The sequence below is a fragment of the Aeromonas bestiarum genome (assembly GCF_028751155.1).
Classification (GTDB): Bacteria; Pseudomonadota; Gammaproteobacteria; order Enterobacterales; family Aeromonadaceae; genus Aeromonas; species Aeromonas bestiarum.
Genome location: NZ_CP064746.1, coordinates 2,350,221 through 2,364,708 on the forward strand (window position 1 = coordinate 2,350,221; position 14,488 = coordinate 2,364,708).

The 14,488-nt window shown below is 62.1% G+C and carries 13 protein-coding genes; 8 read left to right on the forward strand and 5 right to left on the reverse strand.

Translation table 11 applies throughout. From position 1 onward, the window contains the following. Positions 1–177 precede the first annotated feature (177 nt). The 4 genes from IU367_RS10960 (at position 178) to IU367_RS10975 (ending at position 3,532) form a co-directional block, all read left to right on the forward strand. Positions 178–759 carry a phasin family protein gene (locus IU367_RS10960; protein ID WP_274454314.1) on the forward strand — a complete coding sequence of 194 codons (582 nt, stop codon included), beginning with the start codon at positions 178–180 and terminating at the stop codon, positions 757–759. Between the two features lie 93 nt (positions 760–852). Next, positions 853–2,037, forward strand: a complete 1,185-nt coding sequence (locus IU367_RS10965) for a patatin-like phospholipase family protein (RefSeq protein ID WP_274454315.1) — start codon at positions 853–855, stop codon at positions 2,035–2,037. A gap of 1 nt (position 2,038) precedes the next feature. Then, a complete protein-coding gene (locus IU367_RS10970; RefSeq protein WP_274454316.1) occupies positions 2,039–2,689 on the forward strand; it encodes a TetR/AcrR family transcriptional regulator in 651 nt (216 codons plus the stop codon). A gap of 42 nt (positions 2,690–2,731) precedes the next feature. After that, complete coding sequence (locus tag IU367_RS10975; RefSeq protein ID WP_274454317.1) at positions 2,732–3,532, forward strand: tetratricopeptide repeat protein; 801 nt, start codon at positions 2,732–2,734, stop codon at positions 3,530–3,532. Between the two features lie 80 nt (positions 3,533–3,612). Here the strand turns inward: IU367_RS10975 and IU367_RS10980 are convergent, their stop codons facing one another. Then, positions 3,613–5,040, reverse strand: a complete 1,428-nt coding sequence (locus tag IU367_RS10980; RefSeq protein ID WP_241324960.1) for a wax ester/triacylglycerol synthase family O-acyltransferase — start codon at positions 5,038–5,040, stop codon at positions 3,613–3,615. 301 nt (positions 5,041–5,341) lie between these two features. Then, positions 5,342–5,674, reverse strand: a complete 333-nt coding sequence (locus IU367_RS10985) for a polyhydroxyalkanoic acid system family protein (RefSeq protein WP_043555719.1) — start codon at positions 5,672–5,674, stop codon at positions 5,342–5,344. 259 nt (positions 5,675–5,933) lie between these two features. Between IU367_RS10985 and IU367_RS10990 the strand changes: the two genes are divergently transcribed. Then, complete coding sequence (locus tag IU367_RS10990; protein ID WP_043134788.1) at positions 5,934–6,677, forward strand: DUF8198 family protein; 744 nt, start codon at positions 5,934–5,936, stop codon at positions 6,675–6,677. Between the two features lie 80 nt (positions 6,678–6,757). Here IU367_RS10990 and IU367_RS10995 read toward each other — a convergent pair whose 3' ends face one another. From IU367_RS10995 to prpB, 3 genes are all read right to left on the reverse strand, one after another. Then, entirely contained in the window at positions 6,758–8,203 is a 1,446-nt protein-coding gene (locus tag IU367_RS10995; RefSeq protein ID WP_274454318.1) for a bifunctional 2-methylcitrate dehydratase/aconitate hydratase, read from the reverse strand. Between the two features lie 137 nt (positions 8,204–8,340). Next, positions 8,341–9,468: a bifunctional 2-methylcitrate synthase/citrate synthase gene (prpC, locus tag IU367_RS11000; protein ID WP_274454319.1), complete on the reverse strand. Its 1,128-nt coding sequence runs from the start codon at positions 9,466–9,468 to the stop codon at positions 8,341–8,343. An 11-nt stretch (positions 9,469–9,479) separates the two neighbouring features. Continuing rightward, positions 9,480–10,367: a methylisocitrate lyase gene (gene prpB / locus IU367_RS11005; RefSeq protein ID WP_264303598.1), complete on the reverse strand. Its 888-nt coding sequence runs from the start codon at positions 10,365–10,367 to the stop codon at positions 9,480–9,482. Positions 10,368–10,515: 148 nt separating this feature from the next. Here prpB and IU367_RS11010 point away from each other — a divergent pair, with 148 nt between their 5' ends. The 3 genes from IU367_RS11010 (at position 10,516) to IU367_RS11020 (ending at position 14,420) form a co-directional block, all read left to right on the forward strand. Continuing rightward, positions 10,516–11,148 carry a paraquat-inducible protein A gene (locus IU367_RS11010; RefSeq protein ID WP_043134795.1) on the forward strand — a complete coding sequence of 211 codons (633 nt, stop codon included), beginning with the start codon at positions 10,516–10,518 and terminating at the stop codon, positions 11,146–11,148. Next, positions 11,126–11,734, forward strand: a complete 609-nt coding sequence (locus IU367_RS11015) for a paraquat-inducible protein A (protein ID WP_043134796.1) — start codon at positions 11,126–11,128, stop codon at positions 11,732–11,734. Before IU367_RS11010 ends, IU367_RS11015 begins: the two co-directional genes overlap by 23 nt. A gap of 133 nt (positions 11,735–11,867) precedes the next feature. After that, positions 11,868–14,420, forward strand: coding sequence for an MlaD family protein (locus IU367_RS11020; RefSeq protein WP_241278744.1), 2,553 nt, complete (start codon positions 11,868–11,870; stop codon positions 14,418–14,420). The last annotated feature ends 68 nt before the right edge of the window (positions 14,421–14,488 follow it).

The following is a 14,488-nucleotide window of genomic DNA, read 5'->3' on the forward strand; positions in this document are numbered from 1 at the left end:
CATTTGAACGTCATCTTCGTGACCCAGACCAAAATTACCACGACTGCCTGTTCCGTTATTAGGTAGAACCCTCTATTTTTTCTCCATAGACTGAGGATGAAAGCTCAGTAATGCCACAACGAATGTACCAAGGTTGTTGTCATTACCTATATCCCACTCACCAGTAAGGAAACAATCATGGCCAAGAAATTGAAAGCGCTGGCAAGCTCGGTGACCGACAACCAGCTCACCTCGACCATCAAGGAATCCACCCAGCAGATCTGGCTGGCGGGCTTGGGCGCCTATGCCAAGGCGCAAGAGGAAGGGGGCAAGATCTTCGAAGCCCTGGTACAGGAAGGCGAGGCATTGCAGACTCGTACCCGTCAGAGCGCAGATGAGAAGATCGCTGCCATGACCGACAAGACCACGGGTACCTGGGGCCGTCTGGAGCAAGTGTTCGAGGATCGCGTGGCCCGTGCCGTCGCCAGCCTCGGCATCCCGACCCGCAAGGACATCGACAAGCTCTCCAAGCGCATGGCCGAGCTGACCGAGGTGGTGCAACAACTCATCGATGCGCAGGATGAAGAGGACGCGCCGGCCGCGGAGCACAAACCCGCCGCCGCGACTGCCGCCAAGAAACCGGTTGTCAAGAAGGCACCGGTGAAGAAAGCCACTGCCGCCCCCATCGCCAAGGTGAAGGAAGAGGTCAAGGCGCTGGCGACCGAGGTCGAGAGCGTAGTGAAAGAGGTCAAGGAGAAAGGCGAGACCGCCCTCTCCTGATCTGACAAGCAACGCCTGATTGGCCTTGCGTCATAACCCACCGGCCCATGCCCTCTTGCTGGGCCGGTTTTGCTTGAGAAGGGAGGCCATGTCATGAGCACGATTGCGATTGCCCTCGCCGGAGGTGGACCTCTGGGAGGGATTTACGAGATCGGAGCCTGCGCCGCCCTGGCTGACAGCATCAAGGGGCTGCGTTTCGAGCAGGCCGACATCTACGTGGGGGTCAGCTCGGGGGCCGTGATCGCCTCTGCGCTGGCCAATGGCATCTCCCCCGACAAGCTGGTGCGGATCCTGCTCAGCGATGACAGCGGTGAATTTTTCGATCCTTCCACCCTGCTGCGCCCCGCCTTCGGTGAATACGCGAAGCGGCTCTCCTCCTTGCCGCCACTGGCCTGGGAGTGCCTGGCCGATTACCTCTCCGCCCCCTGGCACAAGAGCCTGCTCGGCTCCTTGCAAGGCTTGTCCAAGGCGATCCCGACCGGCTTGTTCGACAGTCGCGGGGTGGACAGGATCCTGACCCAGTTCTTCTCTCGCCGGGGCCGCAGCAACGATTTTCGTGAACTCAAGAACCGTCTGTTCGTCATCGCCACCGAGCTCGATACCGGCCGCGCGGTCGCCTTTGGCAGCCCGGGGCTGGATCAGGTGCCCATCTCGGCGGCGGTGCAAGCCTCTGCCGCCCTGCCCGGTCTGTTTCCCCCGTCGCTGATCAACGGTCGCTACTACGTGGACGGGGCCCTGATCAAGACGCTGCACGCCTCGGTGGCGCTGCAAGAGGGGGCCGATCTGGTGTTCTGCATCAATCCGCTGGTGCCGTTTGATGCAGGGCTGGCCAGCGAACACCCCGCCAGCCTGGTGGATAGCGGCCTGCCGGTGGTGCTGGCCCAGACCTTTCGCGCCATCATCCACTCGCGCATGCACGTGGGCATGGATCGCTACAAGCACCAGTATCCACAGGCCGACGCCTTGCTGTTCGAGCCCTCTCCGGCCGATAGCAAGATGTTCTTCACCAATGTGTTCAGTTACCGGGATCGCCGCCGTCTGTGCGAGCACGCCTTCCAGCATACCCGCCGGGATCTGTGGCAGCGACGGGCCGAGCTTGGCCCCATTCTCGCCAGGCATGGTCTGGAGCTTGATCTGAGTGCACTGGCCGATGAACAGCGCTCCCTGCTCACCCCGGGCACCGGCTCGGTAGCGGCGCTGGATGCCTCACTGACCCAGTTGCAGCACTGGCTGACCCACCGTTATGGCGGCAAGGGTCGTCGCCAATCGAAGGAGTAGCATGGACCGCAAACCCAAGCGGCGGACGCGGGATCGCATCCTGGCCACCGCCCTCGCCCAGTTCAACCTGCTGGGGGAGCCGACCGTCACCACCTCCGCCATCGCGGCCGAGCTGGAGATGAGTCCGGGCAACCTCTATTACCACTTCCATAACAAGGAGGAAATAGTCAACGCCCTGTTCGGCGAGTTCGAACAGGAGATGGCCCATCTGCTCGACACTGTCACCCCCCCGCTGGACGAGACGGAAGACATCTGGTTCTTCTTGCACCTGATGTTCGAGCTCATCTGGAAGTATCGCTTCTTTTACTACGACATCAGCACCCTGATGAGTGGCAACCACAAGGTGGAGCTGCGCTTCTCGGCTCTGCTGAGGCGCAAGGAGCTGACTGCCGCCGCCATCTGCCACAGCCTGTCCGGCAGTGGCTTGCTGCTGGGCAGCGACGCCCAGATCGGCGCTCTGGCGGCCAACATAGCGCTGGTGGGCACTTTCTGGATCTCCTATCAGCGGGCGTTGCACCCGCGTGCGGATGCCGACATAGCCCTGGGGGTGTTTCAGGTGATGCAGCTGGTGGCCCCTCGCCTGCGGCCAAATGCCCGCGCCCATCTGGATGCCATCGCCACCCATTACCAGCCCGCCACGACGGCGGGTTAACAGAACTGTGTTTTTGATTGTGTTTTTAACAGGGAGAATCATATGACCACTTCACAACCCAACTTGTCCGACTTCACCCCCTTCCCCTGGCCGGAGGCGGCCTATGACTATGCCGGGGAGCGCCTTGAGCAGCATTGGGATCGCCTGCACCAGGGGGATGCCGAACCCTGGCCGGAAGATGAGCAGGTACAGGAAGCCTGGCGGGCCTATCACGCCGGTGATTTCGCCCGGGCCGTCGCCCTGGGTCTGGGCGCCGGCGAGGATGGCCTCAACGTGGCGAACAAGGCGCTGGTGATCCACGCCAGCTACCTGCTGGATGACAAGTATGCCAAGCGGGAAGCATTCGAGCTGGCCGCCAGCAACGCCGAGAAGTTGCAAAAGCGTCAGCCCGACAACGTCAACGCCTGGTATTTTCACGCCCTGGCACTGGGCCGTTACAGCCAGGTGATTTCTGTCTCCAAGGCGTTATCCATCGGCATAGGTGACAAGATCAAGACCAGTTTGGAAAAGGCGCTGGCGCTGGCCCCCGACCATGCGGAAGCCCACATCGCCTTCGGTGCCTGGCACGCCGAGATCATCGACAAGCTGGGGGCCATGATAGGTGGCATCACCTATGGCGCCAAAAAAGAGGAGTCTGATCGCCACTTCAAGGCGGCGCTGGCCATCATCCCCCACTCCGCCATCGCTCGCATGGAGTACGCCAATGCCATGGTGATGATGCATGGCAAGAGCAAGATGGCGGCCGCCGAGGCGCTCTACGGCGAGGCGGCCGAATGCGAGCCGCTGGATGCCATGGAGCGGCTCGACGTGGAAGCCGCCCGTGAGGAGCTGGAGGACGAATAGTCCGGCGGCGCTGCGCAATGAGAGAGGCCAACCCCCGGGTTGGCCTCTTTGTTTCATGTCAGGTGGCATGCCTGAGCGGTTCAGCCGTGCAGCAGCTGATCCAGCATCTCGGGATCGTAGAGCAAGTCCGGCTCCATCAACACCAGCAACAGCAGCTGTTCGAACTCCACGGCGAAGCGCAGAGCAATGAGATCAGGGTCCGGTACCCGCTTCTTGTCGGTGATAAGGCCGAGCTGCACCTTGTTGTCATAGGAGAGGATGGAGACGCCGACCCCGATGTCACCGGCCTGAGGCACCCAGAACAGCGGTTGGCGCAGGCGGGCACCGGCCAGATAGAGGGTCTGCTGGGGGCCGGGCACATTGGTGATGACGGCGCTGGCCTTGGCCGAGAGGATGTCGATGGCCTGCTGCTGCACCGCCCTGGGGGCCATGCCCATCACCTCCAGCAGGTTGAGCACCACGGCCGGTTGCAGGGAGGATTTGAGCGCTTGCATCCGATCCCGTACCGCATGGAGCCGCTGCAGCGGGTGTGCTATGTCGATGGGCAGGTCCAGGGCCACCAGCCCGAAGCGGTTGCCAAGGGCCCCCTTGTCGTCGGGCGCGCGCATGTTGACCGGCACCAGCGCGCGGATCTCGACGCCATCGACCTCGTCCCCCTGCGCCAGCAGATAGTGGCGAAACGCCCCTGCGGTCGCGGCGATCAGCAGATCGTTGACCGAGCAGCCGAGCACCCGTCCCACCGCCTTCACGTCCGGTAGCGGGATCTGCTCAGACCAGGCTACCCGCTTGGTGCTGCCTGTCTCCCCCTTCAGCCGGGTCTTGGCATCGTCGGAGAGGGTGGCTATGGTGTAGAGCTCGGCGGTCACGTCCCGGCTGGTTTTGAGGTAATCCATCGCCTTGGTGGGATGGGTCAGCACCTCGACATACTTGGACCAAAGGGTGCCGGTCAGCTTGAGCCCGGCTCGCAGCAGGCGGCTGCCCTGATGATCGTGATCCTCGTCGCTGTCGTCGTTGGCCACCGGCTCGGGTTGCGGTCTGGGGGCCGAGATCGGGCTCTCGTCCATCATGGTCAGCATGGCTCGCACCAGGGAGAAGCCATCCCCCATGGCGTGATGGAAACGCACCACCAGCGCCTGCCCGCCGAGAGAGGTATCCACCAGGTGCATCTCCCACAGGGGGCGCTGGTGGTTGAGCGGGGTGGAGGCAAAATCGGCCACCAGCCGCTCCAGCTCCTCCTTGCCGGCCTTGCCCGGCAGGATCACCCGCTTGAGGTGCAGGTCGAGATCAAAGTCGGGATCGGTGCGCCAGTAATATTCGCCCCCCTCCAGACAGGCTTTCTGCCCAAAGCGCGGTTGTACCCGTACTGTGTGCAGCAGGCTCTCTCGCAGTCGGGTTTCATCCAGCTGACCGTCAAACATCAGTACACCGACGATCTGCATCAGATTGTTGGGTCTGTCCATCCGCAGCCAGGCGGTATCGACACAGGAGATAAGTTCACAGGGTGACATGGTATTTTCCCTACCGTTTCGCTTATTTGTCCGCGCCCTTCTCATGAAAACCAAATACTCGATGGCGAACAAACAGGTGTCGTATATGTTGGTGCCAATACGCTTCGATTAATTCTTTCTGCCGGAGCAGAACAACACGTAGCGCCGTGAACATTGCATCGCAGAACACATAATCCGCCCGCTCGCATCCTCCCGAAATATGGTTATCCGGAGGATGCGTTTCGTTCAGTTAATATACAGGAACACGAACTCCCTGCTATTTCGGCGACTGTATTGGGTGAATGTTGAATTCCCGCTCGGGTTATCCCTGACTGGGACAAGGCAGACGATGATCGACATATTCGAGGATCTCCTGCTCCAGCACGCTGCGTACCGGCAGCAGCATCAGGCCGAGACGCACCTCCAGCTGCAGGCTGTTGTCGGTCAGGCAGAGAAAGCCATTGACCCCGGCGCCACGAAACATCAGCCGGGTCTCTTCCTCATCTTCCCACTCACAGTCGAGTTCGTACTCTTCGCTCATGTCCTGCGCTATGGCTTCGGCGGCGAGCCGTGCCCCCGCCAATCCCAGGGGATGCTGGCGGTTGACCTTGATGGTCGACAGGCTGCTGCCGACAAGGGGATCGTATAGAAACATGCTAACTCTCTGAGCGGTGACAATATTTATTGATATTAAACATATGAATCAAACAAGTGAAAGCCATTTGCAACATAATTGGGACTCACTTAACAAAGCCGGTTGAGTAAATGCTCCATGCATTTCTCCTCATTCCCGCTCGCGTTACACTGACAGGCAAAGGCGTACCCGAGTGGCAGTTCCGCTTCCCTGTCAGGGTTCATGCCCTCGTTTTATCTGGCCGTCAGGCCATTCGGTGCAGGTCACCAGAGAGCAGCATATGACCCAAGAAACACACATAGCCGATGACCCAGAAGCTGACGACGAGAGTACCCTGGGGCGGCTCTATCGCCAGCTCAACCGGGTTGCCTCCCTGCGCGAACAGATGCGTACCCACCCGGAAGATCAACAAGACAGGGACAGCTTGCGCCAGTGGCAGGCGGATCGGTTGGGCCGCACCCACGGCGATCTGCTGCAGAGCAAACGCTACGGGCCGGCCGCACAGTTCTTCCTGACGGATCTCTACGGACCGGGGGATTGCGCCCGCCGCGATGCGGATGTGATGCGGGTCATGCCCACCGCCGAGCGATTGCTGCCGGAGTCCGGCCTCAAGGTGCTGGCGCAGGCGATCGAGCTCGATGCCCTCTCCGAGGAGCTCGACTACCTGATGGTGGTGGCGCTGCGCCGTAGTGGGGCCATCCATCGGCTGACGGCAGAGGCGTATGCCCTCGCCTATCGGGAGGTGGGCGAACCCGAGCGGCGCGCCCATCAGATAACCCTGGTCACCGAGCTGGGGCTCACCCTGGACAGGCTGGCCCGCAAGCCTTTCCTCGGCACCACTCTCAAGCTGATCTCGGGACCGGCCCATCTGGCAGGGCTCGGCGAGCTCTTCTCGTTTGTCGAGCGCGGCTATCGGGTCTGCCATCAGATGGGGCGGGCCAACGAGTTTCTGGAAACCATCGCCAGCCGGGAAAGCGCCATCATGCAGGCGCTGCTGGCGGGTGACAGCACAGTGCTGGATTGACCTCGGGAGCCATGCAGACATGAAAAAGCGGGCCTAATGGCCCGCTTCTCGTTTATCGCGGTTTGTCGATAAGAGACAGGTCAAATCACCAGTAAGTCCATAAAGGCGTGGACCGGCGTGGCGGCCAGTTTCTTGCCATCCTGGCAGAGGGCGAGGATGTCGTGTACCCGTTTGGCCGGGAAACGGGTGGCCAGGTTGTGCTGGAATTTTTCCACCAGCAGCGGTATTCCCTCCTCCCGACGACGGCGGTGGCCGACCGGGTATTCCACCTCTACCTTGGCGCTGTGGCTGCCATCCTTGAAGAAGACCTGGATGGCATTGGCAATCGACCGCTTGTCCGCCTCCAGGTATTCGCGGCTGTAGCGCTTCTCTTCCTGCACCACCATCTTGGCGCGCAGCGCATCGATGCGGGGATCGGCCGCTATGCCATCCTCGTAATCCTCGGCAATGAGGCGCCCGAAGATGAGCGGCACGGCCACCATGTACTGCAGGCAGTGATCCCGGTCCGCCGGGTTGTTGAGGGCGCCGACCTTGCTGATGATGCGAATGGCCGATTCGTGGGTAGTGAGCTCGATGCGGTCGATCTCGTCGAGCCGCCCTTTCACCTCCCCATGCAGTTTCATGGCGCACTCGACGGCGGTCTGGGCATGAAACTCGGCGGGGTAAGAGATCTTGAACAGCACGTTCTCCATCACATAGCTGCCGTAGCCCTGATGCAGGGCGAACTGATTGCCCTTGAACAGCACGTCGTAGAAGCCCCACTTGGGTGCGCTCAATACGCCGGGATAGCCCATCTCGCCGCTCATGGTAATCATTGCCAGACGCACGGCGCGGGAAGTGGCATCCCCGGCCGCCCAGCTCTTGCGCGACCCGGCGTTCGGCGCATGGCGATAGGTGCGCAGGCTCTGGCCATCGACCCAGGCCTGGGAGACCGCATTGATCACCTGATCCCGACTCCCGCCCAACATATGGGTCACCACTGCGGTGCTGGCGACCTTCACCAGCACCACGTGATCGAGACCGACCCGGTTGAAGGAGTTCTCGAGCGCCAGCACTCCCTGAATTTCATGAGCCTTGACCATGGCCGTCAGCACATCGGCCATGGTGAGCGGCGCCTTGCCCTCGGCCACGCGAGTGCGCGACAGCCAGTCGGCTGTAGCCAGAATGCCCCCCAGGTTGTCGGAGGGGTGGCCCCATTCGGCGGCAAGCCAGGTGTCGTTGTAATCGAGCCAGCGGATGATGGCGCCTATGTCCCAGGCCGCCTTGACCGGATCGAGGCAGAGCTGGGTGCCGGGCACCCGGGCGCCATGGGGCACAGTGGTGCCCGCGACTATGGGGCCCAGATGCTTGGTGCACTCGGGAAAGCGCAGGGCCAAGAGGCCACAGCCCAGGGTATCCATCAGGCAGTAGCGGGCGGTATCGAGGGCGGCCTGGCTGGTGATGGGGTGGCTGCAGACATAATCGGCAATATCGACCAGCACCTGATCGGGTTCGGGTCTGTGGTTGACGTCGACGTTGGCGGACATCGTGATTTCCTTATCGTTGTTGTGAATAGAAGGAGGTGACGAGCGGCTGGGCCGCCATCGCCGACACATGACCACACAGGCCTGCTTGCGCAAGCGCCGGGTCGTGGTGGATGTCTACGATGGCAGGGCGCTGCATCTTATCGTTGTTGCAAAGAGACGAAATGACGGGGGGCCGGGCCGATGTAATCGGCGCTCGGGCGAATGATCCTGTTGTGCTCGCGCTGCTCCATCACGTGGGCGCACCAGCCGGTGACCCGCGAGCAGACGAAGATGGGGGTGAACAGCTTGGTCGGGATCCCCATGTAGTGATAGGCGCTGGCATGGAAGAAGTCGGCGTTGGGGAAGAGCGCTTTCTCCTCCCACATCACCTTCTCCGCCTCGCAGGAGACGCGGTAGAGGCGGGTGTCCCCCACCGCCTCGGCCAGCTTGGCCGACCACGCCTTGATGATGACGTTGCGCGGATCCGAGGTGCGATAGACGGCGTGGCCAAAGCCCATGATCTTCTCCTTGGCCGCGAGTTTTGCCAGCAGCTCGCCCCTGGCCTGAACCTCATCTTGCCAGGGTTCGATCATCGCCATGGCGGCCTCGTTGGCGCCGCCGTGCAGCGGGCCGCGCAGGGTACCGATGGCGGCGGTCACGCAGGAGAAGAGATCGGACAGGGTCGAGGCACAGACCCGGGCCGCGAAGGTGGAGGCGTTGAACTCGTGCTCGGCATAGAGAATGAGGGAGACGTGCATGACCCGGCGTTCCAGCTCGCTCGGGGCCTTCTGGTGCAAGAGGGCAAGGAAGTGACCACCGATGCACTCCTCGTCGGTATCGAGCGCGATGCGCACCCCTTCATGACTGAACTTGTACCAATAAATCAATATGCCAGGGAAGGCGGCCAGCAGGCGATCGGCCACTTCATGTTCGTGCTCGAAGCCCTCTTCCGGCTCCAGATCGCCGAGCATGGAGCAGCCGGTGCGCAGCACATCCATGGGATGGGCATTGGCGGGAATGAGCTCAAGCACTTCCAGCAGGGCCTTGGGCAAGCTGCGCAGGCGACGCAGCTCGCGCTTGTAGTCCAGCAGTTGCTGTTCACTGGGCAGCTCGCCCTTGAGCAGCAGATAGGCGACCTCCTCGAACTGGGCGCCGTCTGCCAGCTCCTGAATGTCATAGCCGCGATAGGTGAGCCCGGTACCGCTCTTGCCCACGGTACAGATGCTGGTCTCCCCTGCGCTCTGACCCCGCAGGCCGGCGCCGCCCAATGGCTTCTGTTGTCCCATAACCTTGCCTCCTAATCCCTGGATGTGAACAGACGATCCAGTGTCTGCTCGTAATGGTGATAGCCGAGAAAGTCATACAAGGCTTCCCGGGTCTGCATGGTGTCCACAACGGCCCTCTGGTGGCCATCCTGGCGAATGTGCTGGTAGACGTTGAGCGCGGCCTGATTGGCCGCCCGGCTGGCGCTTAACGGGTAGAGCACCATGTCGACGCCGTGGGCGGCGAGCGCCTCCTTGTCGAACAGATCTGTCTTGCCGAACTCTGTCATGTTGGCGAGGATGGGCACCCCGGCGGCCTGCTTGAAGCTGTCATACTGACCGAGCTCGGTCACCGCCTCGGCGAAGATCATGTCGGCCCCGGCGGCCACGTAGGCGGCGGCGCGCTCCAGCGCCGGGCCTATCCCCTCCACCGCCAGTGCATCGGTGCGCGCCATGATGACGAACTCGCCATTCTCACGGGCATCCACCGCCGCCTTGATGCGATCGCACATCTCCTCCTGCGAGACCACCGCCTTGTTGGGCCTGTGACCACAGCGCTTCTGGGCCACCTGATCTTCCATGTGCACGGCGGCCACTCCGGCGCGTTCGAAGGCGCGAATGGTGCGGGCGATATTGAAGGCGCCGCCCCAGCCGGTGTCGATGTCGACCAGCAGAGGCACCTTGGTCGCCGCAGTGATCCTTTCTGCGTCGATCAGCACATCGTTGAGGGAGGTCATGCCGAGATCCGGCAGGCCATGGGAGGCATTGGCCACTCCGGCGCCGGAGAGGTAGATAGCCTGAAAGCCGCTACGCTCGGCCATCAGGGCCATGTAGGCATTGATGGTGCCGACGATCTGCAGTGGCCGTTCGTTGGCAAGGGCGGTGCGAAACCGCAGACCTGCCGAGGGGGTAAGGCTGGACATCATGACTCCTTTCATTTGTCTGGTTCGACTATCTAATATCACGTTTACGTTAACGTCAATCATACTTTCGTGGCAGAACGGCGCCAGGCAAGACAGGACGCGGGTTTTAGGGTAAATTTCACCAATTCCTTCAACAGGTTGAATCGTAATGTCGGATCCCAATCCCGTGATCGTCTGCCCGGCTTGCGACTTGCTGATCGAACGCAAGTTATTGCCTCTGCGCCGCCACGCTCACTGTCCCCGCTGTCACCAGCATCTGTATGGACGCTACGCCTTTCGCCCCTCCCAGTTGATGGCGCTGACCATCACGGGGTTCCTGCTGCTGCCGTCCGCCTTCTTCGAACCGCTCATCTACCTGCGCCTGGCCGGGGTGAACTCGGATGCGAACTTGCTCAAGGGCATTCTGGTGCTGATGGTCGAGCACGAATTCTGGGTGGCGGGACTGGTGTTCTGGTGCGCCGTGCTGGCACCCGTGGGTTTGCTGCTGGGGATCTTTGCGCTGGCCTCCGGCCTTGCCAAGCGCTGGCACATACTGGCGCCGACCTTGAAGGCGGTGGAGGTGTTTCGTCACTGGGCCATGCTGGAGGTCTACATCGTCAGCCTGCTGGTCGCCCTGTTCAAGCTGATCGACATCGCCGATGTGCGCCTCGGCGGCGGCTTGCTGAGCCTGGGGATCCTGATGCTGCTCAACATGACGCTGCTGATCCTGTTCGATCCCGCCCCCTACTGGGAGCGCGTACCCCTGGAGGAGCCTGATCATGTCCCAGACCAGCGCCCGTGAGCTGGGGCTGTGCCGCTGCCACACCTGCGGCCTGCTGGTGCGCTATCGGGCGGGCAGCGTCTGCCCCCGTTGCCACAGCCGGTTGCAGGTGCGCATCCCCCACTCCCTGGCCTGGTCCTGGGGTTTGCTGGCGCTGGCCACCTTCATGTTGCTGCCTGCCAATCTGCTGCCCATCACCCACTTCTACAACAAGGGATTATTGCAGTCCGACACCATCTTCAGCGGTATCATGATGCTCTATCGCAGCAAGATGTCGGGGATCGCCACCATAGTGCTGACCGCCAGCATCATAGTGCCGGTGGGCAAGATTTTGGGGCTGGGCTGGATCTGCTGGCAGTTGCAGCGGAGCAAGCCGGTGCGCCGCAAGCGCCAGCTCATCATGTATCGCATCATCGACTTCATCGGCCGCTGGTCCATGCTGGATTTGTTCGTCATCTCGCTGATGGTGGCCCTGGTGGATCGCGGCGTGCTGCTCAATGTGCGGGCTGGGCCCGGCGCCACGGCGTTTGCCGGTGTGGTGGTACTGACCATGATGTCGGCCCGCATGCTGGATACCCGCTTGCTATGGGACAAGGCGGCCCGTTGATGGCCTGTTGAACACGCATCCCGCCTGTCTGTGGATGCCCGAATGGTGAATAACCGCCTGCGCTGTCACAAGGCAAAGCGCGGGGGACTATGTATCTGAACTGCTGTTTATCTCAGCCAATTAAGGAGTCGGTATGATCGGGGCTGAACCCGTCATTGAGAAGCGTCGCTGGTTGTCGCCAGTCTGGTTGTTGCCCGTTATCGCCCTCTTGCTGGCGGGTGGCTTCATCTACCAGCAGTTTGCGAGCAGTGGCCAACTTATTCGCATCAACTTTGCCCAGGGCAACGGTATCTTGCCGGGCAAGACCCAGTTGCGCTATCAGGGCGTGGCCATCGGTGTGGTGCAGGAGCTGGAGCTGGCCGCGGACGGTCGCAAGATAGCCGTACTGGCCAAGATTGACAGCCGGGCCCGGCCGCTGATCCGCAAGGGCTCCGACTTCTGGCTGGTGAGCCCCAAGGCCTCGCTCACCGAGATCTCAGGCCTGGATACCCTGGTCTCCGGCAACTACATCAACCTGCAACCCGGTCGGGACAACAACCCGCTGGAGGAGGAGTTCGATGCGCTGGACGGCCCTCCCCCCGGCTATCAGGCACAGGGGCGCATGCTGCACCTGACCGCCGATTCGCTGGGATCGGTCGGCATCGGCGCCAAGCTCTATTTCCGCGGCATCGAGGTGGGCAGCGTCATCAACACCCGCCTTGGCCAGGACAACCAGAACGTGATCCTGGATCTGGTGATCGAGCCGCGTTTTGAACACCTCATCAAGGCCGACACCCGCTTCTGGAACATCAGCGGCATCAAGGGCTCCTTCAGCCTGGCCGGGGTCAATGTGGAAGCCGGCAGCCTCACCTCCATACTGAGTGGCGGCATAGCGTTTGATTCCCCCAAAGCCTCCCCCGAGCCGGAGAAAGGCCAGACCTTTGTCCTCTACAAGGGGCTGGCCGAAGCGGCCCGTGGCGAGCGGATCGACATAGTGGCCGGTGATCTGCCCATCAAGGAGGGGATGCCCATCCTCTATGAAGGGATCGAAATCGGCCGGGTTGACCCCATTCGTCTGACCGACAAGGGTCGGCTGGTGACGGCGCTGATCAACCCTGAACAGGCATTTAGGATCACCGGCAACAGCCGCCTCGTCTGGGAGACTGTCTCCCTCGGTGCGGCCGGTCTCAAGCATGCGGATCGCCTGCTGGCCGGCCCGGCCATTCGCCTCGACTACGTGGAAGGCGACAGGGTCAAGGCCATGACACTGAGCAGCAAGGATCAGGTCAGTGGCACCCGGGTCACTCTGCAGGCCGACGATCTGGCGGGGCTCAATGAAGGGGCGCCGCTCTGGTACAAGGGGCTGCAGGTCGGCCAGATCAGCCAGCTGACCCTGGATGCCAGGGGCAATGCCAGCGTCGCCCTGGTGGTCAACAGCCAGTATCAGCATCTGCTGGCACGGGCCCGCTTCTATCGGGCGGCGCCGCTGCAGATCGATGCCGATCTCAGCGGCATCAAGGTGGAGACCAGTCCGGCCAGCGCCTGGATCGGCGGCGGCATCAAGCTGGTGCAGGCGGCGAGCGGCGAACGGATCAACCGTCTCTACCCGAGTCAGGAGCTGGCTCTGCTCGGCACCCGGGACGCCAAGCCCCAGCGCTGGTTGTTGAAAGCCGAACAGGCCGATGGCATCGGCATCGGCTCCCCCGTGCTCTATCTGGGGCTGGAAGCTGGCAAGGTCAAGCAGCTGCGCGCCGCCAAGGAAGGGGTCGAGATCGAGCTCGAAATCGACGGCGTCTATGCCCCCCTGCTCTCACAACAGCCGCAGTTCTGGAAAAAACCGGCGCTGGATACCCGGGTGCGGGTCGATGGTGTGCAGGTGAAGGTGGGCAATCTGGCCACCCTGCTGCGCGGCGCCATCGAGTTCGATCGACTCGGCACCGGCCGCAGCAGTCACCAGCTGTTTGACAGCAAGGAGCAGGCCAAGGCGAAAGTGCGCAGCCTCTCCCTGGTAGCCGACAGCAACCCGGGTCTGGGCCTCGGCAGCCCGATCCGCTATCGCGGGGTCGACATCGGCAAGATTGAGCAGATCGAGCTGGAGCCGTCGCTGGGTCAGGTTATCTTCAAGGCCGAGCTGGAGGGGCAGTATGCCGAGCGATTCCTGCAATCCGGCGCCCGCTTCACTCTGGTGCAGGCCAAGCTGGGGCTGGGCGGCGTCGCCCACCTCGACACCCTGATCAAGGGGGCCTTCGTGGAGGCTCAGCCAGGTCAGGGAGCCGGCAAGGATCGCTTCCCTTTGAGTCAGAGTGGTCCGGTTGGTCTGGCCTTGACCCTCAAGAGCCCCTCGGTCAATGGCCTGAGTGTCGGCAGCCCCTTGCTGTTTCGCAAGATGGTGGTGGGCAGCGTCACCGGGGTCGCGCTGGCGCGCGATGGCAGCGAGGTGCTGATCGAGGTGAATGTCGACAAGGAATATGTCCATCTGGTGCGGGCCAACACCCGCTTCTGGAATGTCTCCGGCGTCAAGGCCGACATAGGCCTGACCGGCGGCACCATAGAGGTGGAAACAGTGCAGAGCCTGCTGGCGGGCGGCATCGCCTTCAATACCCCGGAGCGGGAGATGGGGTCGACCGTCAAGGCCGGCCACAGCTACCCGCTGTATGGCAAGGCGGAGAAGGAGTGGCAGGAGTGGAGTCCTCGCATCCAGCCCTGATCTTCTCACTTGTTTCAAGCCCGGCCCTGTGTCGGGCTTGTTCATTTCCCCCTTTCTCATTGGCCGTT